The following is a 21666-nucleotide window of genomic DNA, read 5'->3' as shown; positions in this document are numbered from 1 at the left end:
CCATGCCCCAGCACTTCGTGGCGCCGCCCCAGTGGGAGTGGTACATCGTCTGGTATTTCTTCCTCGGCGGGATCGCCGGGGGCACGTATCTCATCGGAACGCTGCTTCGCCTGCTCGGGGATTCCCGGGATGAGGGCGTGGCGCGTCTGGCCTTCCTCGTCGCATTCCCCGCGATGGCGATCTGCCCGCTCCTCCTCACGCTCGACCTGGGCCGCCCCAGCCGTTTCTGGCACATGCTGATCAACAGCCGGACGTGGGAGCTCAACTTCAAGTACTGGTCCCCCATGTCCGTCGGCGCCTGGGCGCTGCTCCTCTTCGGCGTCTTTGTCACGCTGTCCTTCATCGAGGTCCTGTTCAAGGAGGGCTACACCCGGAATGGGGTGGCTCGAGGCATTGCCAGTCTCATGTCCGGCGGCTTCGGCCGCGTCCTGATGATCATCGGCGCCTTCCTCGGGCTCTTCATCGCGGGCTACACCGGCGTGCTGATCAGCGTGAGCAATCAGCCGATCTGGAGCGACACGTGGACCCTGGGCGGCGTCTTCCTCGCCTCCGGCCTCAGCGTGGCCGCGGGCACCCTGGCCCTCCTCGCGCGCGGACGCTCCGATGCGGCGGCGAGCACCCAGGGGAAACTGTCCCGCGCGGACGCCTACTTCATCGTCCTGGAGCTGATCCTGCTCGTGGCGTTCTTCGCCACACTGGGTGCCCTGGCCTCGCGCCTGCTGGCGCCACGCTGGCTCGCGCTCTGGGCGCTGGTCGTCGTAGGCACCGTGATCCCGCTCGTGATGACGCGGATGGGCAGCGGCCACCGCCGCGAGCCGGTGCTCGCCGCCTTCCTCGTCCTCCTGGGCGGGCTCGCGCTCCGGATCGTGGTGATCTTCGGCGCCCAGATGTAGCCCGATGAAGATCGGCGTCCTGCTGCCCGGCCGCTTCACCGACTCCGGGGACTATCTCGCGGATGCGCGGGCGCTCGACGCCGCGGGGGTCGATTCGCTGTGGCTGGCCGACGACGCGTTCGATCCGTGGATGGTCCTGGCCGGGGTCGCCGCCGTCACCGGCCGCGCGCGGCTGGCGGCGCCCGTCTCCGCCTTCGACACCGCCGCTCCGGACGAGCTGGCGCGGCGCATGGTCACCCTCGAGCGCCTTTCGCGGGGCCGTCTCTTCGCCGCGGTGACGGCGGCGGCGCGGCCGGCAGACACGGAAGGGCTGATCGCGTGCGCCCGTCGCGCAGGGCCGTCGCCCGTCCTCCTGCAAGGAGGGGGGGACGGCCAGTCCCTGCTGGGCGCTCGGCTCTCCGACGGGCTCGTGGCTATCGTCGACGAGCCCAAGCAGTGCCATGCCGCCTTCGACCAGGCGCGGGACCGGCGCACGCGCGAACGGCTCGCGGCGCCCTTCGAGCTCTGGGCCCGCGTGCCCGCGCCCGACGGGCGAGAGGCGTGGCGGGCGCTGCGTGACGCCGCGGGCGCCGTGGGCGCCACGGGCATCATCGTCCCCGCCGATCCGCGCCTCCTCGACCTCCTTCGCAATGGTGACGAGGAGGAGGATCGCTCCGATCTGGCCCTGTCCCAGGGCTGACACTCCGCCCTCCCTGCCTGTGATAGGCTGACTTCCGCCTGGGTCGCCGCCGGAAGCGCGCGCGCTCGGCTCCGCATCCAAACCGTGGGAGGACATCAGCGATGACCGAAGCTTCCGGAAGCCCTCAGGACGGCGCCCGCCACATCACCGCGGATACCATCGACGCGACCCTCGCGTCCGGCCCCGTGTTGCTCGACTTCTGGGCGCCGTGGTGCGTGCCCTGCAAGGCGATCGCGCCCATGATCGACGAGCTCGCGCGCGAGATGTCGGGTCGCGCCACCGTGGGCAAGATCAACGTCGAGGCGGAGCCCGCAGTGGCCGAGCGCTTCGGCGTGAAGGCGCTCCCGTCGCTCCTGTTCGTGAAGGATGGCAAGGTCGTGGAGACGCTGGTGGGGAAGGTGCCGAAGAAGGTCCTGGCGGACCGCTTGCTCGCCCTGTGCCAGTAAGGGGGTCCCTCAACCCCGATAGCCCATGACGCTGGGTCTGAGCCTCAAGGCCTTCACCCGGCGGGCCGGCGGCTCGCCGGCTGGACCGCGCTGTTCCTCGTGACCACCATCCTCACCAGCGTGACGGGCTTCGGCTTCCCCTTCGACCATCTGCTGCCCTCGCACAAGATCGGGATCGTCTCGCTCGTGGTACTGGCCGTCACCGTCGTGGCCCGCTACGGCTCGGCATGGTGGGCGCCTGGCGGGTGATCTACGTGGTCGGTGCCCCCGCGCTCACGAGGCTGGCGCCCAATCAGACCGAGGCGCCCTTCGTGATCGCGCAGCTGGCGGTGCTCATCCTCGCCATCGTGCTCACCGTCGTCGCCGCCCGGCGGTTCCGCACGTGAAGGTCCTCGTCCTCGGCGGGGGCGTGGTGGGCGTGACCACCATGTACTTCCTCGGTCAGGCCGGCCACGAGGTGACGCTGCTCGAGGAGAAGGAGAGCCTCGGGCTCGAGGCCACCGGTGGCAACGCCGGGATCATCGCGCCCGGGCACTCCTTCGCGTGGGCCTCGCCGCGGGCGCCGCGCATGCTCTGGGACTCGCTGCGGGGCGGCGAGACGGCCATCCGGCTCCGCCTCGGCACCGATCCGCGGCTCTACACGTGGGGCCTGCGCTTTCTTCGTGAGTGCACGAGCGCGCGAGCGCGGCGCAACACGCTGGTGAAGCTCCGGCTCTGCCAGTACAGCCAGCGGGTGCTCGACGCCGTGGCCCGCGACGAGGGCATCGAGTACCAGGCCATTCATCGAGGCGCGCTCTACGTGCACCGCGAACCGCGCGAGCTCGAGGCGGCGCAGAAGCGCATGGCACTGCTCGCCGAGCACGGCCAGCGGCAGGAGATCCTCGACGGGCCGGCGCTGGCGCGGCTCGACCCCGTCTTCGCGCCGGTACAGGGCAAAGTGGCCGGCGCGATCCGCGATCTCGGCGACTCGAGCGGGGACTCGCGCCTCTTCTCGGAGGGGCTGGCCCGCGTGTGCCGGGAGAAGCACGGGGCGGTGGTGCGGCTGGGCACGCGCGTGACCGCGCTGCGCGCGGCCGCCGATCGCATCGACGGCGTGATCAGCAGCGACGGCGTGCTCACCGCGGATGCCTACGTGCTGGCCCTGGGCGTGGCCGCGCCCTCCATCGCGCGGACCGCCGGGGTCAGCCTGCCGATCTATCCCGCGAAGGGCTACTCCTCCACGTTCCCCGTCAAGCCCGGCGGCCTCGTGCCGTCCATCTCGGGCGTGGACGAGCAATGGCTGGTCGCCTGGTCACGCCTGGGCGACCGGCTCCGTCTCACCTCGACGGCGGAGTTCGCCGGGTACGACTGGAGCTGGACCCCCCGCAACTTCGCCAACATCCTGCGGCTGGCCCGCGACCTCTTCCCGGAGGCCGCCGACTACGGCCGGGGCGAGTACCGCGCCTGCCTGCGCCCGATGACGCCGGACGGCCCGCCGATCCTCGGCCTCGCCCGCCACCGCAACCTCTACCTCAACTGCGGGCACGGGCACATGGGCTGGACGATGGCGTGCGGCACCGCGCGGATCGTGGCCGATCTCATGGGCGGCCGCATGCCCGAGCTCGACCTGGACGGGCTCGGCTACCGCTGACGGCTGAGCACCCGCTACTTCGGCGCGTAAGTGAAGCGCTGACCCCCGATGCTGGCCTCCGCCATCGCGCCCGAGAGCGGTCGCACGAACACCGCAATGCCGTCCACGAACGGGGCATTGGTGGAGGCGGACGACCTGGCCACGATCGCCGTTGCTTGAGCGCCGAAGTCCACAGCGTTCCGCTTGAAGCGCTCGAACGCGTACTTGTCCTGGAACACGATCAGCTCGCTGAAGGTCTGCCCGCCGATCTGAAGGCCGAAGGAGCCCTCGGTCAGGTCGGCGTAGCCAACGTGCGTCCCCTGCTCGTACACGACGCCCCGACCGTAGGCTCCGCCGAAGACCAGGCCGCCCTTGGTCACCTCGGGGAAGAAGGCAAAGCCGTAGCGCTTCTGGACGAAGGCCTCCATGTCCGGATCGATCTTCTTCCACTCTTGCCGCTCCGCTTCCGCCCTCTGGACGAGCTCGTCCCGCTCCTCCGTCGTGGGCGGCACCGTGGTGCAGCCCATCAGCAGCGCCACTACGAGGGTGGCGGATGCGGCTCGAGCGATGATCGTGACCATGGGGGCCTCCTTTCCCGCGCTGGGGTTCAGGCAGTGTAGGAACGCAAGATGCGCGGTGTCAATGCCCGGGGGGACAACGGAATGAACCTCAAGGTGACAGGACGACATTGGCCTCGCGGTAGAAGATCAGGATCAGCGCGATGGCCAGCATGCTCGCGCTCGCCGCCACTCCCGCGACGCGCCGCCAGGGCGGCGCCAGCCCGAGCTCGAGCCAGCGCGCCGCCACGAGGAACGCGGCGAAGGCGCCGATGGTGGTGTGCGTGACCTGGACGAGGAAGCTCGACTTGAGCTGGAAGGCGGCGTGCGAGTGGGCGAGGAGCAGGATGCCGCCCGCCGCCGCGAGGACGGGAAAGACATAGGCGACCCGGCCCCGCGACGCCGCCCAGGCCTGCGCGCGCCACTCGACCGCGCCGAGCCCCACCACCAGGGCGGCGGCCATGCGGTGCTGCAGGCCCTCGGCGTCGATCTGGTCGAGGCGGGTGGACCCGAACGGCCAGGCGCCCTCGTTAGCGGCGGCGCGCAGATAGATGAAGGCGGCGAGGGCGAGAAACCCCACCGGCCAGTGGCGGCCCCAGGCCCGGCCGCTCGCGAAGCCGGCGAGCGCGTAGAGGCTCATGCCGAGGAGGATCAGCCCCGAGACGTTGTGGCTGAAGTTGGACCAGCGATAGGCGTCGTGGCTGCGCTCGCCCGTCGCCGCCCGCGCGCGGCTCTCCCGCATCGTCTCCACCGAAGGCGTGAGGAGCGACGGCAGCTTCGGCCGGAACACCTCCGCCACCTCGGCCACCGTGGCGCGCTCGGCATGGGGCAGGTCGATGCCCGGCGGCTGGGACGACAGCGCCGAGGCCGCGAACACGATCATGACGAGCAGGATCGCCTCGGCCTCGACCAGGCGCGGCAGCCGCCCGCGGAGGGCGGCCGCCGCCACGCCGGAGGCGCCCCCCCGCGCGGTGGCGAAGTTGAGCGCGCCCAGAGCCAGCGTGGTCGCGAGCATGATGGTCTTGGTGAGCACCAGCGCGCCGTAGCCCGTGCCGACGAGCGCGTCGGCGGTGCCCGTGTAAGTCCACGCCAGCGGCGCGGCGCTCGCGACCAGGACCAGCACCGTGGTGACGGCCAGCCGCGAGAAGCGCGCCACGAGCTCGGGCCAGCGCGCGTCCACGTCGGCGTCGCGTCGCGCGAGACGGCCCACGACGGCGAGCTGGACGAGCCCGCCGAGCCACGCCGCCGCGCCGACCTGATGGAGCACGGTCAGGACCATCAGGGGCGCGCGATGCTCGAGCCGGCCGGTCGCGTGGGTGAGCCAGGCAGAGCTCAGCGCCACCAGCGACGCCAGCACGGTCACCGCCGCCCAGCGACGCGCGCTCGACGGCGCGCGCTCGAGGACGCGGGCGGCGATGGCGAGGGCCAGGGCGAGGCCGGCGCGCGCCACGCCGGCGTCGAAGTGCTCGGTGCGCGCGAAAGCGCCGAGCGCGTCCGGTCCCAGCGAGTCCATGAGCCGTGCCGACTTGAGCGCGAGCAGGAGCGCCTGGCCCACGGCCAGCGTGATCGCGCCGAGCTGGAGCAGCCGGAGGCTGCGCCTGATGAGCGGCGGCGGGGTGCCCGCCGGCATGCCTCGCAGCACCCAGAGCCCCCAGGCGACGCCGCCGAGGGCCAGGCTCAGACTTACCAGGACAGCGCCGCGCAGGAGGCTGTCGAGGAAGTCGGCGAGGATCAGCATGCCGCGCTCAGACGGCGGCGGGAACCCGATCGGGCTCGTCCGCCTGGCGCCGGCGCGGCGGCTCCGCGCCGTAGAGCTCGATGAGGACGGGGAGCACCGCCAGCGAGGCGATCAGGCTCACCGCGGTGCCGATCGTGAGGAGAAGGCCGAGGCCGAAGATGCCCTGGTGGCGCGCCACGAGCAGGCTCGCGAAGCCGGCCATGGTGGTGAAGCCGTTCAGCACCACGCCCAGCACGGTGCTGCGCGCGAGGGTGTGGCCGCCGCGGTCGCGGCCTTCCATGAAGCGCACGTAGATGTTGAGGCCGAACTCCGCGGCGATCCCGATGATGAGCGGCATCGCCCAGACATTGGCCATGTTGAACCGCAGACCGAACACGTGCATGAGCCCCAGCGTCCACACCACGCCCAGCATCAGGGGGGCGAGGGCGAGCACGGTCGCGCGCGTGCTGCGCAGGATCGCCGCGGTTGCGATCGCGACGACCACGAGCGCGTAGAACGTCCCCTCGAAGTAGCCTCGGCGGATGAGCTTGATGGCTTCGAAGGCGGTAATGGGCGGCCCCGTCACGTCGGGATCCACCGAGCGGAGCTCGCGCACGAAGCGCTCGGCGCCCGCCTGCTCCCAGATGTGCACTGCAGGCTGGAGACGGATGAGGTAGCGCCCGCTCGTGCCGACATAGCGCTGACGCAGCTCGGGCGGCGCCTCGCCGGGCGCCACCTGCCGCGGCTCGAGATTGTGGCGAAAGTCATCGAGCTTGTCCGCGAAATCGCGGTAGAGGTCCTGCTGGAGGGCGGAGAGGGCGGGGGCCGCGTCGGGGGCGCCCAGCCTGGCGAGCACCTCGCCCACGCTGGCCTCGAGCGCCCGCACGTCGCTGGTGTCGGTGCGCCCCTCGGCCGCGCCCGCCACCACGCCCAGCCGCCGGCGCAGGGTCTCGAGGGCGCCGCGCACCGCGGCGACGGAAGTGGGCGGCGGCTCGTTGAGCCGCACCTCGGCGAGCGGATCCTCCATCTGCCGGATCAGCGCGATCTTCTCCTTCTGCTGCTGGGGATAGAGGAGCAGGATGCTCTCGACGCGCGACACGCTCGACAGTCGCGCGAACGCCTCCTGCTTGCGCTGGAGCTCCTCCAGCGTTCCCGCGGTCGCGAACGCGGTGGAGCCCGAGCGGCCCGACTCGGCGAGCATCCGCTCTTCCCACACGACCGATTCCACGCCCTTGGCCTGCAGGCGCAGCAGGTTGTAGTCGAAGCCCACGCCCGCCGCCCCCCACACCGCCACCACGGAGATGAGGGCGGCGGCGGCGAGGATGGTCTTCCGGTAGCTCACGATCGTCTCGAGCCAGCGTGCGTGGGGCGGTAGCCCGCTCCTCGCCGAGGCGGCGAACGCGCTCGCCGGGCGGCGGTCCACCAGGACCAGGCAGGCGGGGAACAGCGTGATCATGGAGAAGAACGCGAACAGGACCGCGATGCCGGAAACGAAGCCGAACTCGCGGATGCCCTGGAACGTGGTGAGCACCAGCACGAGGAAGGCGCCGGCGGCGGTGAGGGCGCCGAGGAGGATGCCGGGCCCGGCGAAGAGCGCGGCGCGCTCGAGGGCCATCGGCACCGAGGCTCCCAGCGCGCGCTCCTCCTCGTAGCGGAACAGGAAGTAGATCCCGTAGTCGATCCCGATCCCCACTACGATGGAGATGAACATCACCGAGAAGACGCTCAGATGCCCCACCACCAGCGTGATGAGGCCCATCGACCATCCCAGGCTCACCGCCAGCGTCCCGACCATGAGGAGCGGCGTCACCACCGCGCGGAAGGCCACCAGGAGGAGGAGCAGGGTCAGCGCGAAGGCGAGGATCGACGCGAGCCGGCCGTCCTCGAACGCCGCCGCCATCTCGTCGTTCGACAGGGCGGGGGCGCCGGTCACGCCCGCGCGGACGCCGGGAAACTCGGCGGCGAGGTGCGTCACCGCGGCGCGGATGTCGCGGATGCGATCGCGGTTCTCGACGAAGTTGCCCTCGTCCCGCCGCGGCGCCACGAACACGAACAGCATCGTGCGGTTCTTCGAGAAGTAGTAGCCGGCGTCGGGGTCGTCCAGCCGGCCCATCGAGAATGCGCTGGACCAAGGCGAGGTGTAGGCGGCCGCGCCGTCGAGCCGCTTCCCCATCTGCTGGAGCAGGGCCTGGAGGAAGCGGAGGTCGGCCGCCTGCTTTCCCTCCAGGCCGAGGTCGAACAGGCCTCCGACCATGGCGCCGGCGATTTGCCGGTTGACGCCCTCGAGAAGTTGGTCCAGGGTGGGTCGGGCCGCGTAGTCGGTAAGGAAGTTCTCATAGTCGTACAGGCGGTCGCGGAGGGTCGTGAGATCGTCGACGGACAGGTAGAGGAGCGCGCGTCCCTTGAAGTAGGTGGGATCCACCCGATAGGTGACACGTGCACCGAGGCCGTCCTGACGGAGCCGCTCGGCCAAGCGCGCCGCGAAGAGCCGGGCCTGCTCCGGGGGCGCCTCGACGGCCACCAGGATATCGTTGAGCTCGCCGAAGTCCTTGAGATACTCGCGGAGGAGCACGACGTAGCGCGCGTGCTGCGGCAGGAGGCGCACGCTGGACGTCACAAAGCCGATCGCATGCAGCGTGTAGGTGAGCGAGAGCGCGGCAAGGACGAGCGACAGCGCCACGGTGGCGAGCGGCCGGCGCGTCGCGCGTCGCACGACCGCCACGACGCTGGGGCCCACCCAGGGCGCGGTCACGCGAGTACCCTCACCGCGGGCGCCGGGCCCGAGAACCGTCCGACCTTGGTCTCATTGCATGGCGTCTCGCGGTCGGCGACGCTGCCGCGACGACGTGGGAAAGGAGAGCGCATACGATGATGCTCACGCCGAAGGCACTGCGCGCGGTGGTGCGGTCGACCAACGCCGCCGGGGCCCTGCTCGGACGGACGGGGATGTCGCCCGTCTCGCTGGACGAAGAGACGCTGCTCGCCGCGGCTCGCCGCGCCACGGGTCTGAAGGATTTCGGGGACGAGGGCTTCCGCGAGCCCCTGCGGCTCGTGCTCGCGGGCCTCGACCGGGAGGCCCGGCTCACGCTCGTGGGCCGTCTCGCGGCCCGCGGCGACGTGGTGGGGCTCCTCAGCACGCGCCTGCGTCTGGAGGCCGATCGCGCGCGCCACCCCGAGATCGCGGCGGAGGAGGTGCGCCGGCCGCTCTTCATCGTGGGCCTGCCCCGCACGGGGAGCACGCTGCTCCACCATCTCCTCGCCCAGGATCCGGCCAGCCGCGTCGCCCAGGCATGGGAGGTCATGTCCCCGTCGCCGCCCCCCGAAGCCGCCAGCTACGCGAGCGACCCCCGCATCGCGAAGGCGGCGCGGCAGCTCGCGTGGTTCGACGCCCTCACGCCGGACTTCAAGGCGATTCATCCCCTCGGCGCGCAGCTCGCCCTCGAGTGCATCGCGATCATGAGCCCGACGTTCCTCTCGCCGCGGTTCCACACCACGTATCATGTTCCCACGTACCAGGAGTGGCTCGAGCAGCAAGATCTGGGGCCCGCCTACCGCTTCCATCGGCGCTTTCTCCAGCAGCTCCAGTGGCGCACCCCGGCGCGGCGGTGGGTGCTGAAGGCGCCCGCGCACCTGTTCGCGTTCGACGCGCTGCTCGCGACCTATCCCGACGCGCTCATCGTGCAGACCCACCGCGACCCCCTCACCGTGCTGGCCTCGGTGGCCAGCCTGACCGCCGTGCTCCAGCGCGCCTTCACCGACGAGCTGGATCCCTTGGAGATCGGACACGAGGTGAGCCGGCGCTGGACCAATGGGCTCGACCGGGCCATGCGGCTCCGGCGCAGCGGTCGTGTCTCGCCCGACCGCTTTTTTGACGTCCACTACCAGGAGATGCTTCGCGATCCCCTCACGGTGGTGCGGCGCATCTACGCGCACTTCGACATTCCCCTGACCGAGGCGGCGTCGGCGGCCATGCGCCGCTTCCTCGCCGAGAACCCCAAGGACAAGCACGGCGCCCATCGGTACTCGATGAGCGCATTCGGGCTCGACCCGGACGATCTCGGCCGGCGCTTCAAGGCCTACCGCGAGTACTTCGGCGTCCCGCGGGAAGAGGTCTCGTGGCAGTAGCGCGCCCGCCGGCCTAACGCACGAAGCCCTGGCGCTCGAGGTACTCGAGCACGCGACGGGCGTTGGCGTCGGGAGTAGACACGAGGGTGTCGAGCGTGATCTCAGGGTGCTCCGGCGCCTCGTAGGGGTCGTCGATGCCGGTGAAGCCCTTGATCTCGCCACGCCGCGCCTTCGCGTACACGCCCTTGCTGTCCCGCCGCTCGCATTCCTCCAGGGGCGTGTCCACGAACACCTCGACGAAGTGGTCGGCTCCCACCATGTGCCGGACCTCGTCACGGGTGACCCGATAGGGACTCACCGCCGCGCAGAGGGCGACGCCGCCGTGCCGGACGATCTCGGCGGCCACGAAGCCGATGCGCCGGATGTTGGTGTCGCGGTCCTCCTTGCTGAAGCCCAGCCCCTTGGACAGGTTCGTGCGCACCACGTCGCCGTCCAGCACGGTGATGTTGCGGCCCCGCTCGAGGAGCAGCGTGGTGAGGATCTCCGCGGTGGTGGACTTGCCGGCGCCGCTGAGGCCGGTGAACCAGACGCACACCCCCTGCCGGTGCCGCGCCGGATAGGTCTCCATGAGGATCTGCGCGACTTCGGGGCGGGTAAACCAGTCCGGGAGCTTGACGCCCGCGTTGAGGAACTCCTCGCGAACCTGGGTGCCGGAGATGGAGGCCGTGCGCGCCTGCTTCGGCACGCGCGAGGACTCCTCGTAGCGCTCCTCGTCGGGCAGGTACATCATCTCGCCGAACGGCAGCATGGTGATGCCCATCTCCTCCTGGTGGCGGCCCACCAGCTCCTGGGCGTCGTAGGCGCCGTAGAAGGGCTTGCCCGTCGAGTCGAGGCCGGGGCTCGCGTGATCGCGGCCCACGATGAAGTGGCTGGCGCCGTGGTTACGCCGGATGAGGGCGTGCCATAGGGCCTCCCGCGGGCCCCCCATGCGCATGGCGAGGTTCAGCAGCGACAGCACCACGCGCCCGCGCTCGTAGTAACGCTCCACCAGCACCTTGTAGGTGCGCACGCGCGTGTAGTAGTCGACGTCGCCGGGCTTGGTCATGCCCACCACCGGGTGGAGCAGCAGCGTGCCCTTGATGAGATCGGCGGCGCGGCGAGTCAGCTCCTCGTGCGCGCGGTGGAGGGGATTGCGCGTCTGGAAGGCGACCACGTTCACCGCGCCGGCCTCGGCCAGGCGGGCGCGCACCTGTGCGGGAGTGAGCCGGAGATCGCGGAAATCGTGGCGCGGCGGGAGCGCGAGCAGACGCACGCGCCCGGAGAGATTGACCTCGCCCCAGCGCTCCATCTCCGCCACGAGCGGGTGGCGCACGTCACGGGTGCCCAGCACGTGCTGCGCGGTCTCGCCGCGGTCCCACTCGTAGGCCTCCTCGATCGTCATGACGCCGAGGAGCTCGTTGTGCGCGTCGCGCAGCGCGATGTCGCCGTCGAGCCGCAGTCCGGGCACGCGGTTCACCGGCAGCGTCACCGGGATCGGGAAGAGCTGGCCGCCGGCCAGACGCATCTCGCCGAGGACGCGCTCGTGATCGCGGCGGCTCATGAACCGGTCCAGCGGCGAGAAGGCGCCGGTGGCGAGCAGCTCCAGATCGTAGAGCGCGCGCTCGGAGATCTGCACGGAGGGCAGGCGGGTGGCATGGGCGCGCAGCTCGGCGCGGCCCTCCGCGGGGACGAAGAGGTCGACGAGGGTCCCCCCGGCGGGCGAGACCAGACCGGTGCGCGACGTGGCCATATAGCTCTCCTGGAATCGGAAGAATGAGACCTTGGCAGTGTACGACAGCCGGCGGCGGCGCCCCAATGAGACCTTGGGGCTACCCGGGCGGGGCGCCGCCGCCGACCGCGGAGGGGCTCAGTCGAACATCAGCACCGTGCGGGCGACCTCGCCCGCCTTCATGGCCCGGAAGGCGTCGTTGACCTCCTCGAGCTTGCCGCGGCGGGTGACCATCTCGTCGAGCTTCAAGCGCCCCTGGCGGTAGAGCTCGATGTAGCGGGGCATGTCCACCTTGAAGCGGTTCGAGCCCATGCTGCAGCCCTGAATCTTCTTCTCGCGGAGGAACATGGGCCCGTCGAGCTCGATCTTCTGCCCCACCGGGATCATGCCGATGACGGTGGCGGTGCCGCCCGGCTTGATGCAGTCGAAGCACTGCTCGGCCGCGATCTTGAGGCCGATGGCCTCGAACGAGTAGTCCACGCCGCCCCCCGTCAGCGTGCGGATGGCCTTCACGGGATCGTCCTTGGACGCGTCGACCAGATGCGTGGCCCCCAGATCCTTGGCCCGGGCGAGCTTGGCCGCCACCGTGTCCACCGCGATGATCATGCGGGCGCCGGCGATGCGCGCGCCCTGGATGGTGGCCAGGCCCACGCCGCCCGCGCCGAAGATGGCGGTGGTGGAGCCGGGCTCGATGCGCGCGGTGTTGAGCACCGCGCCCACGCCGGTGGTGACGCCGCACCCGATGAGGGCGGCCTGGGCCAGCGGCATCTGGTCGTCGATCTTGACCAGTGCGTTCTCGTGCACCAGCATCTGCTCCGCGTAGGCGGAGAGGTTGGCGAACTGGTTCACCGGCTGTCCCTTCCACGAGAGCTTCGGCGGCTCGCCCTTGGTGCGGGCAGGGCGCGTCTGGCAGAGATGAGTCTTGCCGGTGAGGCAGTACTCGCACTGACCGCAGAAGAGCGAGAGGCAGCAGATCACGTGATCGCCGGGCCGGAACTCGACCACCTGCGGGCCCACCGCCTCCACGATGCCCGCGGCCTCGTGGCCCAGGATGGCGGGGGCGGGAAACGGATAGAGGCCGTCCACGAAGTGCAGATCGCTGTGGCAGACTCCAGATGCGACGGTGCGCACGAGCACCTCGCGGCCCATGGGCTTGTCGATGTCGACGGTCTCGATGGTGAGCGGCTGATGCGGACCGTGGAAGACGGCGGCTTTCATGTGACGCTCCTTTTGCAGTGACGGCTCGCCGGGGGGATCGGGCGGCGGGCGCCTCGCGGCGCGTCCGTCATCATACCGCGTTCCCCGGCTTGACAGGGGCCCGGCGTGGGCCGACCATCTGACAACTGGGCAGGCATCGGACCGGTCGCCACCCTGACGCGGAGGGATACCGTGAAAGACGGGCTGCGCTTCGTCGACTGCGACATGCACATCATGGAGCCTCCGGACCTCTTCGATCGCTACCTCGACCCGAAGTTCAAGCACCGGGTGACCACCCTGGTGGGATCGGACGGGCGGGCGAAGCGGGGCGCCGCCGGCTCGATCGTCATCGACGGCATTCCCACCTCGGACGCGGATCTCCAGCAGTACCGCAAGCGCGCCAAGCCGGGCCCGACCACGAGCAGCCAGCCCCTGTCCGGCTCGCGGCTGGCCGACACCGGCCGGCTCCAGTTCGCCATCGAGCGGAACTACAACCCCGAGGCGCAGGTCATGGGCATGGCCATGGAAGGCGTGGACATCGCGGTGCTGTACCCCACGAGCGGCCTCTCCCTCATCGCCCGCGACGGCATGGACCCGCAGCTCTCGCTCGCGCTCTGCCAGGCCTACAACAACTGGATCCACGAGTTCTGCCAGTACAGCCCCGAGCGCCTGAAGTTCGTGGCCATGCTGCCCTTCCACGACGTGCACCTGGCCTGCCGCGAGCTGATCCGCTGCGTGCGGGAGCTGGGCGCGGTGGGCTCCTTCAACCGGCCGAACCTGGTGAACGGTCACTTCTGGCACTCGAACTACTGGGACCCGCTCTACACCGTGCACGAGGACCTCAACGTGACGTGGGGCTTCCACGAGGGCACGGGCGCCCCGTACTCGCACATGAACGTCCTCTACGGCGAGAACCGCTTCTATCGCCACGTGGCCAGCCACTGGATCGAGATGCAGCAGGCGCTGATCGCCATGATCATCGGCGGCGTGTTCGAGTTCCACCCGAAGCTCCGGGTGGGCTTCCTCGAGGCGCAGAACTCATGGGCGCCCGGCATCCTGTCGCGCATCGAGTGGGACTACCCGCAGTACCGCGACACGCACGCTCCCTATCTCTCCCTCACCCCGCGGGAATACTTCCGGCGCAACTGCTGGGCCGCCGTCGAGGGCAGCGAGCCCGAGATCGAGGCCACCGCGGGGCTCATCGGCGCCGATCGCATGTGCATCTCCACCGACTACCCGCACTTCGACTCCAACTTCCCGCACGTGGCCGAGAACCTGCTGAAGAACGTGCCGCGGGAGATCGCCGCCCAGATCTTCATGGGCGGGGCGCACCTCTACAACTTCGGCGAGGAGCACTTCAAGAAGGCGGAGGCGGCGGCGAAAGGGGCGGGCGCCCGCTAGCGACGCGGCGACTCAGCGGGCGAAGAGCCGGTGGACGAGGTCGCCGGCGTGCTCCCACAGCACGAGGCCGACTCCCATCAGGCTCTCGCCCGCGATCCAGCCCGAGGCCACCGGGAAGGTAAGCTCCTCGGCCGCGCGCGGCCACCGCCGCTCGATCCACCACGCCGCCGCGGCCCCCAGGAAGAACAAGAACGCGTAGTACCAGTGGAAGGTCCACGCCAGCCCGAGCCCGGCCGGCGAGGGAATCAGGGGCTCCCACGCGGGCAACATCTTCGGCAGGACGGTGAGAATGACGCCGACCAGCCCGCCCACCACGATGGACCAGAGCTTGATCGGGCCGAGCGCGGCCACTCCCTTCGAGAGAGCCAGGGCGACCGCGCGCCAGGTCTGCGCGGCGGGCGCGGGGAACTGATCCGTGCCCAGCGCGCCCGCGTCGGGCACGAGGAGTCGGAAGGCCAGGACGCTCACGAGGGTGCCGACGACGATGCCGGCGAGCTGCGCGAGGAACTGGCGCCGGGGGTGCGCGCCCAGCAGGTAGCCGCTCTTGAGGTCGGTGAGCAGATCGGCGCTGCTGCCCGCGGCCGCCGCGGTGATGTTGGCGCTCATGAGATTGACCTGCACGCTGCCGGGATGGAGCACGCCGAAGGTGAGCTGGGTGATCTTGCCCATGGCGCCCACCGGCGTGGTGTCGGTCTCGCCCGTCACGCGACAGGCCACGAGGGCGAGAAAGAACGAGAGCGCCACCGCCACCGCGCTCTGCCAGTAGGGCATGCCGAACGTCGCGTGGCCGAGCCAGGCCAGGCCGAGATAGCCCAGGAGCTGGCCCGCGATGAACCACGAGGCGGGGGTCTCGATGGCCGCGACCGGATCCTGCGCGCGCTCGCGCCCGCCGCGCAACATGGCGCCCACATCGGCGAAGGCGCGGAGCGCCGTCCGCCACTGCATCCCGAAGGCAACGAGGCTCGCGCTCACCATGCACGCGACGCCGCCCCAGAGCGTCCACTGCACCAGCACGGCGTACCCGCCACCCTCGACGACTCCCGCGTGCTGCAGGATGGGCACGAAGATCATCCACGCGGTGACGCCGCCGAGCAGCATGCTCCAGCTCACGCGCAGGCCCGTGATGGCTCCGGCGGCGATGAACATGGGCTCCCAGGAGAAGAGGACCGTGCGCTCCATCCAGGCCGGGCCCAGCACGCGCTGATTGAGGGCGGTGACCCAGGTGCCGATCATGAAGGGCGCGAGCTTGGGACTCACGAGGACGAGGCCCTCGGTCCAGAACTTGCTCACCATGGCGAGCCCGCCGGCCCAGGCCAGAGCCCGGGCCGAGCGGGCGCCGCGGTCGTCCACGGCGTGGAGCGCCCGCAGGGTCTCGGCGGCGGCGATGCCGCTGGGGAAGCGGAGCTGCTCCACATTGATCATCTGACGCTTCATGGGAATGGCCATCGTCACGCCCAGCAGCGCGAGGAAGAACACCCAGGCGAGGAGGAGGGGCAGGGACAGGGGCTCGGCGGTGAGCATGAGATAGGCGGCGAAGGCCGAGATGAGCGTCCCGCCCGTCGAGTAGCCCGCGGAGCTGGCGGTGGACTGCATGCAGTTGTTCTCGAGGATGGTCATGGGTGTCCGCGCCAGGCCCAGCCGGTAGAGCGTCGTCCAGATCGCGTAGGAAAGGATGCAGGCCGTGATGGCCACGCCGAAGCCCCACCCGGCCTTGAGCCCGATATAGAGATTGGTGAGCGACAGGAGGCCGCCGAGCAGCGAGCCCATCAGCACCGCCCGCCACGTGAGCTGGCGCATGACGTCGCCGCGCCCGCGATACACGCGCTCGTACCACTGGCGCTCGATCTCGTCGGGCGTGCCGCGGAAGCCGTGAATCGGAAGGGGCGCCTCCTCGGGGAGGGCGCCGGCGGCGCGCGGTGCGGTCGTCGTGCCCATGTCCGGCCGCAGGGATTATCCCATGCGCCCCGACGGGTCGCGTCCACCCTTGACGGTGGGCGGCGGTCGGGGCAGTATCCCCCACACGCGCAGGACTCGGTGGCCAGACACGCACGCCTCAAGGGGGACGCGTCATGACCGAACGCCCACGCCGGCCCGCCCACACGCTCCGGTTCTTCCTCATGTTCGCCGTCGCGGCCAGCTTCCTGGGTGGGCTGGTCGCGGCGGGCGCGCTCGCCCAGGGGAGCAGCAAGAGCACCCTCATCGGCAAGCTCGAGGGCCCGGAGGTCGTCACCGACGCCGCGAAGGCGCCCAGGGCCTTCAAGGAGGCCCCGCAGCTCGCCGAGCTGGTCAAGGCCGGCAAGCTCCCGCCCGTGGCCGAGCGGATCGGGCAGGACCCCATCGTCATCAAGCCGCTGAAGGAGATCGGCAAGTACGGCGGCGTCTGGCGCGCCGGGTTCACCGGCCCCGCGGACTTCTGGAACGGCTTCCGGTGCTGCTCGGGGCCGGATCACCTGATGTTCTGGGACTACACCGGCGACAAGGTCGTACCCAATCTCGCCAAGGGCCTGGAGATGCAGGACGGCGGGCGGACATGGCTCCTGTCCCTGCGACACGGCATGAAGTGGAGCGACGGGAAGCCCTTCACCGCGGATGACTTCGTGTTCTGGTTCGAGGACATCTACCGGAACAAGGATCTGGTCCCCACTCCCACCGCGGCCATGGCCATCAACGGCAAGCAGGGAACGATCGAGAAGGTCGATACCTATACCGTCCGATACAAGTTTGCCGAGCCATACTTCATGTTCCCCGACGTGCTGGCAGGCTCCACCGACCTCGCCGGCCAGATGTGGGGGTACCGCGCCCTCGGCGGCTTCGCGCCCGCGCACTATCTCAAGCAGTTCCACCCCAAGTACGTCAGCGCGGCCGACCTCGACAAGAAGGTGAAGGACCTGAAGTTCGACAGCTGGGTGCGGCTCTTCCTCAACCGGAACGACTGGGCGGTCAACCCCGACCTGCCGGTGGTCTCGGCCTGGAAGACGGTGACGCCGATCAACACGCCGACCTGGACGCTCGAGCGCAACCCGTACAGCGCCTTCGTGGACACCGCGGGGAACCAGCTCCCGTACATCGACAAGGTGGTGCTGACGCTGGCGGAGAACCTGGAGGTGCTGAACCTGCGGGCGATCGCCGGCGAGTACGACTACGCCTCGCGGCACGTCGACCTCGGCAAGCTCCCCGTCTTTCTCGAGAACCAGCAGAAGGGGAACTACAAGGTCTACCTCGACCCCGGGGACTACTGCGACCTCATCATCAAGTTCAACCTGAACTACGATGCCGATCCGGAGATCGGGAAGTGGTTCAACACCGCCGACTTCCGCCGCGCCCTCTCCCTCGGGATCGACCGCGACCAGATCAACGAGACGTTCTGGCTCGGCACGGGCACGCCGGGCTCGGTGGTGCCGGTGGACAGCAACAAGTACAACCCCGGGCCGCAGTACCGGAAGCTCTGGTCCACCCTCGATCTCAAGAAGGCCAACGAGATGCTCGACAAGCTCGGGCTGGCCAAGAAGGACGCGGAGGGCTATCGCCTGCGCGCCGACGGCAAGGGCCGGCTGCGGCTCGAGATCATGACCCTCGGCGGCCAGTTCGTGCAGTACACGCAGATCGCCGAGATGATCCGCGAGCAGTGGAAGAAGATCGGCATCGATCTGAAGGTGCAGGAGGTGGAGCGGAGCCTGGCCCTCCAGCGCACGGCGAACAACGAGCAGCAGCTCGCGGCCTGGAACAACGACGGGAGCGAGCACCTCTTCACCTTCCCGTTGCACGTGTTCCCCTTCGAGCTCTCCTCGGTGGCGACGTCCGGACCGCTCTACGTGAAGTGGTTCCACTCCGCGGGAGCGCAGGGCAAGGAGCCCGAGCCGCGGATGAAGGAGCTCATGGAGAAGTGGAAGAAGGCCTTCGGCGTGCCGGAGAAGGAGCGGATCCAGCTCGGCAAGGATGTCTGGCGGATCGCGGCCGAGGAGGTCTACATCATCGGGGTGGTGGGCCAGGGCCCAGCGTCCATGGGGGTGCGGGTGGTCAAGAACAACATGGGCAACATCCCGTCGCGCATGTACAACAGCCCCGACGGCAAGACCCCGGGCATCTCCCGCCCCATTACCTTCTACTTCAAGAACTAGCGGAGCCTCCCTCTCCCCCGTCTCCTCACGCGGTCTGGTGAGGAGACGGGGAGAGGGTCCCGCGCTATGCTCGCCTACATCGGTCGCCGCGCGCTCCTCGCGATCTTTACCGTGTGGGCGATCTCCGTGCTGTCCTTTGCCATCATCCAGCTCCCGCCCGGCGACTACGTCACGTCGTACATCGCGCAGATGGCCTCGATGGGCAGCGTGGTGTCCGACGAGGAGGCCCAGACTCTGCGCATCCAGTACGGACTGGGCCAACCCATCTACATCCAGTACCTCAAGTGGATGAAGCTGGTCGTGCAGGGCAACTTCGGCATGTCCATGGAGTGGCGACGTCCGGTCACCGAGGTGATCGGCGAGCGCCTGTGGCTCACCGTTGTGGTGTCGGTGTCGGCCCTCATCCTCACCTGGACGCTCGCGCTCCCCATCGGCATCTACTCGGCGGTGCGCCAGTACTCGGTGGGCGACTACGTGGCCACCTTCATCGGCTTCATCGGGCTCGCCGTGCCCAACTTCCTGCTCGCGCTGGTCATCCTCTATTTCGGCTTCGTCTTCTTCAATGCCAACATCGGGGGATTGTTCTCCCCAGAGCTCCAGGACGCCCCCTGGGGCTCGGCGAAGGTGTGGGACCTCGCCAAGCACCTGCCCATCCCTGCTCTCATCCTGGGGCTGGCGGGCACCGCGCAGCAGATCCGGATCATGCGGGCGAACCTGCTGGACGAGCTGCGCAAGCCCTACGTGGTGACCGCGCGCTCGAAGGGGCTGCCGGAGCGCACCGTGGTGCTCAAGTACCCGGTGCGCGTGGCGCTGAACCCTTTCGCGAGCACCATCGGGTACACGCTGCCGTACATCGTCTCGGGCAGCATCATCGTCTCCCTCGTGCTCGGCCTGCCCACGGTGGGCCCGCTGCTCCTCAAGGCGCTGATCGCCCAGGACATGTTCCTCGCCGGCACGATCGTGCTGCTGCTCGGCGTGATGACGGTGGCGGGCACCTTGATCTCCGACATCCTGCTCGTCTGGATCGATCCCCGTATCCGGATCGAGGACACGTGATGGCGCGGCCCGAGACGCTTCTCGATCCCGTGCCCGCGCCCGAAGAGCGCGTCAAGCTCGGTGACCAGCGGGTGTTCGTCGCCTCGCAGTGGCAGCTCATGTGGTGGCGCTTCCGCAAGCACAAGGTGGCGCTGGTGAGCGCGGCGGTCATCGCGCTCTTCTACATGGTGGTCATCGGCGCGGACTTCCTCGCTTACGCGGACCCCAACGTGTCCGAGGCGCAGCGCTCGCTGATGCCGCCGCAACGCCTCTACTGGTTCGACGGCGGGCGATTCGCCCCCTACGTGCACGGGTTCAAGGGCGCGCGGGACCCCCAGACCTTCAAGCGCGTCTACGTCGCCGACCCGGAGGTGAAGGTCCCCATCAGGTTCTTTGCCCAGGGTTTCGAGTACCGTCTCTTCGGCCTCATCCCGACGCATCGTCACCTGATCGGCGTCGACGGCGACGCCACCAAGACCATCTTCCTGCTCGGCACCGACGTGCAGGGCCGCGATCTCTGGTCGCGTCTCGTGTACGGCACGCGCATCTCCCTCACCATTGGGTTGGTCGGGGTGGCGATGAGCCTCGTGCTGGGCGTGATCCTGGGCGGCTTCTCGGGCTTCTACGGCGGGGTCCTCGACACGGTGATCCAGCGGATCATCGAGATCCTCCGCTCCATCCCGACCATCCCGCTGTGGATGGGCCTGGCCGCCGCCCTGCCGCGCGACTGGACCGTCCTCCAGATCTACTTCGCCATCACCATCATCATCTCGCTGCTCGGCTGGACCGAGCTGGCCCGCGTGGTACGCGGGCGCTTCCTCGCGCTCCGCGAGGAGGACTTCGTGGTGTCGGCCCGACTGGTGGGCTGCAGCCAGATGCGGACCATCTTCGTCCACATGGTGCCGTCCTTCATGAGCCACATCATCGCGGCGACCACGCTGGCCCTCCCCGCGATGATCGTGAGCGAGACCGCGCTGTCCTTCCTGGGCCTCGGCCTGCGGCCGCCCGCCATCAGCTGGGGCGTGCTGCTCCAGCAGGCGCAGAATGTCCAGACGGTGGCTATTTCGCCCTGGCTCATGCTGCCCGCGGTGCCGGTCATCATCGCGGTGATGGCGTTCAACTTCCTGGGCGACGGGCTCCGGGACGCCGCGGATCCCTATGGCCGCTGATCCGCGTCCCCCCCTCCTGGCTGTGCGTGGGCTCAAGACCTATTTCCACCAGGATGAGGGCACGGTGAAGGCGGTGGATGGCGTGAGCTTCGACCTCGCTCCCGGCGCCACGCTCGGAGTCGTGGGCGAGAGCGGCTGCGGCAAGAGTGTGACCGCGCGCTCCATTCTCGGCATCGTGGATCGCCCCGGGCGCATCGTGGAGGGCGAGATCCGCTTCCGGCGTCAGACCGCCCAGCCGGGCGAGGCCGACGTCGTCGATCTGGCCGCGCTGCGGCCCAACGGCCGGGCCATGCGGGCCATCCGCGGTGCGGAGATCGCCCTGATCTTCCAGGAGCCGATGTCTTCCTTCAGCCCCGTGCACACGGTGGGCAGCCAGATCATGGAAGCGATCATGCTGCATCAGCAGGTGAGCCGCCGCGAGGCGCGCGTGAAGGCCATCGAGATGTTGCGGCGGGTCGGCGTGTCCTCGCCTGAGCAGCGGGTGGACCAGCTCTCGAATCAGCTCAGCGGCGGTCTGCGCCAGCGGGCCATGATCGCGATGGCGCTTTCCTGTCATCCGACCCTGTTGATCGCCGACGAGCCCACCACGGCCCTCGACGTGACCACGCAGACCCAGATCCTCGAACTGATGCGTCAGCTCCAGAAAGAGGACGGCATGGCCATCATGCTGATCACGCACGATCTGGGCGTGGTCGCCGAGATGGCCACCGACGTGGTCGTCATGTACCTGGGCCGGGTCGTGGAGCAGGCGCCGGTGGACGAGATCTTCCACGCGCCCAAGCACCCCTATACCCAGGCGCTGCTGCGCTCGATCCCCCGGATGCGGTCACGCTCCCGCGAGCGGCTCACGCCCATCGCGGGAGCGGTGCCGCATCCCTACGATCGGCCAACCGGTTGTCCCTTCCATCCACGGTGCCCGGAGTTCATGGCCGGCCGCTGCGATCGGGACGAGCCGGCGCTCCGTCCGGTCGGCGTCGGGCACGCCGTGAGCTGCTTCCTCTACCCGTGACGG

Annotated in this window: 18 protein-coding genes; 12 read left to right on the top strand and 6 right to left on the bottom strand. The window is 69.7% G+C overall.

The genetic code is table 11. The annotated features are described in order from the left end of the window. The first annotated feature begins 2 nt into the window (after window positions 1-2). From nrfD to VFX14_18825, 6 genes are all read left to right on the top strand, one after another. A complete protein-coding gene (nrfD, locus tag VFX14_18850) occupies window positions 3-893 on the top strand; it encodes an NrfD/PsrC family molybdoenzyme membrane anchor subunit (protein HEU5191751.1) in 891 nt (296 codons plus the stop codon). Window positions 894-897: 4 nt separating this feature from the next. After that, window positions 898-1572, top strand: coding sequence for an LLM class flavin-dependent oxidoreductase (locus VFX14_18845; GenBank protein ID HEU5191750.1), 675 nt, complete (start codon window positions 898-900; stop codon window positions 1570-1572). 101 nt (window positions 1573-1673) lie between these two features. Continuing rightward, the gene (gene trxA / locus VFX14_18840) at window positions 1674-2018 is read left to right on the top strand and encodes a thioredoxin (GenBank protein HEU5191749.1); all 345 of its coding nucleotides are present in this window, start codon (window positions 1674-1676) and stop codon (window positions 2016-2018) included. Window positions 2019-2117: 99 nt separating this feature from the next. Then, a complete protein-coding gene (locus VFX14_18835; GenBank protein HEU5191748.1) occupies window positions 2118-2267 on the top strand; it encodes a hypothetical protein in 150 nt (49 codons plus the stop codon). Continuing rightward, on the top strand, window positions 2246-2404 hold the full coding sequence (locus VFX14_18830) for a hypothetical protein (GenBank protein ID HEU5191747.1): 159 nt from the start codon (window positions 2246-2248) through the stop codon (window positions 2402-2404). The genes VFX14_18835 and VFX14_18830 overlap by 22 nt, the downstream gene beginning before the upstream one ends. Further along, window positions 2401-3648: an FAD-dependent oxidoreductase gene (locus VFX14_18825; protein HEU5191746.1), complete on the top strand. Its 1248-nt coding sequence runs from the start codon at window positions 2401-2403 to the stop codon at window positions 3646-3648. The genes VFX14_18830 and VFX14_18825 overlap by 4 nt, the downstream gene beginning before the upstream one ends. 14 nt (window positions 3649-3662) lie before the next feature. Here VFX14_18825 and VFX14_18820 read toward each other — a convergent pair whose 3' ends face one another. The 3 genes from VFX14_18820 to VFX14_18810 all read right to left on the bottom strand — a co-directional run bounded on the left by VFX14_18820 (window position 3663) and on the right by VFX14_18810 (window position 8653). After that, window positions 3663-4208, bottom strand: a complete 546-nt coding sequence (locus VFX14_18820; GenBank protein ID HEU5191745.1) for a lipid-binding SYLF domain-containing protein — start codon at window positions 4206-4208, stop codon at window positions 3663-3665. An 88-nt stretch (window positions 4209-4296) separates the two neighbouring features. Next, window positions 4297-5922 (bottom strand): CopD family protein, encoded by a 1626-nt coding sequence (locus VFX14_18815; GenBank protein ID HEU5191744.1) that lies wholly within the window; start codon window positions 5920-5922, stop codon window positions 4297-4299. A 7-nt stretch (window positions 5923-5929) separates the two neighbouring features. Then, window positions 5930-8653, bottom strand: coding sequence for an MMPL family transporter (locus VFX14_18810; GenBank protein ID HEU5191743.1), 2724 nt, complete (start codon window positions 8651-8653; stop codon window positions 5930-5932). A gap of 116 nt (window positions 8654-8769) precedes the next feature. Here VFX14_18810 and VFX14_18805 point away from each other — a divergent pair, with 116 nt between their 5' ends. Then, window positions 8770-10026, top strand: a complete 1257-nt coding sequence (locus tag VFX14_18805; GenBank protein HEU5191742.1) for a sulfotransferase — start codon at window positions 8770-8772, stop codon at window positions 10024-10026. 13 nt (window positions 10027-10039) lie between these two features. Here VFX14_18805 and VFX14_18800 read toward each other — a convergent pair whose 3' ends face one another. Together VFX14_18800 and VFX14_18795 are read right to left on the bottom strand one after the other, a co-directional pair. Further along, the gene (locus tag VFX14_18800) at window positions 10040-11755 is read right to left on the bottom strand and encodes a bifunctional sulfate adenylyltransferase/adenylylsulfate kinase (protein ID HEU5191741.1); all 1716 of its coding nucleotides are present in this window, start codon (window positions 11753-11755) and stop codon (window positions 10040-10042) included. A gap of 117 nt (window positions 11756-11872) precedes the next feature. Then, window positions 11873-12952, bottom strand: a complete 1080-nt coding sequence (locus tag VFX14_18795) for a Zn-dependent alcohol dehydrogenase (protein ID HEU5191740.1) — start codon at window positions 12950-12952, stop codon at window positions 11873-11875. A gap of 171 nt (window positions 12953-13123) precedes the next feature. On the opposite strand from VFX14_18795, the gene VFX14_18790 reads away from it, so the two are divergent. Next, complete coding sequence (locus VFX14_18790) at window positions 13124-14332, top strand: amidohydrolase family protein (GenBank protein ID HEU5191739.1); 1209 nt, start codon at window positions 13124-13126, stop codon at window positions 14330-14332. Between the two features lie 12 nt (window positions 14333-14344). Here VFX14_18790 and VFX14_18785 read toward each other — a convergent pair whose 3' ends face one another. Beyond that, window positions 14345-16267 (bottom strand): OPT family oligopeptide transporter, encoded by a 1923-nt coding sequence (locus VFX14_18785; protein HEU5191738.1) that lies wholly within the window; start codon window positions 16265-16267, stop codon window positions 14345-14347. Window positions 16268-16401: 134 nt separating this feature from the next. Between VFX14_18785 and VFX14_18780 the strand changes: the two genes are divergently transcribed. From VFX14_18780 to VFX14_18765, 4 genes are all read left to right on the top strand, one after another. Continuing rightward, window positions 16402-18450 carry an ABC transporter substrate-binding protein gene (locus VFX14_18780; protein ID HEU5191737.1) on the top strand — a complete coding sequence of 683 codons (2049 nt, stop codon included), beginning with the start codon at window positions 16402-16404 and terminating at the stop codon, window positions 18448-18450. 66 nt (window positions 18451-18516) lie between these two features. Beyond that, window positions 18517-19506, top strand: coding sequence for an ABC transporter permease (locus VFX14_18775; protein HEU5191736.1), 990 nt, complete (start codon window positions 18517-18519; stop codon window positions 19504-19506). Continuing rightward, complete coding sequence (locus VFX14_18770) at window positions 19506-20654, top strand: ABC transporter permease (protein ID HEU5191735.1); 1149 nt, start codon at window positions 19506-19508, stop codon at window positions 20652-20654. Before VFX14_18775 ends, VFX14_18770 begins: the two co-directional genes overlap by 1 nt. After that, the gene (locus VFX14_18765; GenBank protein ID HEU5191734.1) at window positions 20644-21663 is read left to right on the top strand and encodes an ABC transporter ATP-binding protein; all 1020 of its coding nucleotides are present in this window, start codon (window positions 20644-20646) and stop codon (window positions 21661-21663) included. The genes VFX14_18770 and VFX14_18765 overlap by 11 nt, the downstream gene beginning before the upstream one ends. Window positions 21664-21666: the final 3 nt, after the last annotated feature.

The organism is Candidatus Methylomirabilota bacterium, assembly GCA_035764725.1.
In the GTDB taxonomy this organism is placed as follows: domain Bacteria; phylum Methylomirabilota; class Methylomirabilia; order Rokubacteriales; family CSP1-6; genus DASRWT01.
The sequence above is the reverse complement of the archived record's forward strand: the minus strand, read 5'-3'. Positions and strand labels throughout refer to the sequence as shown.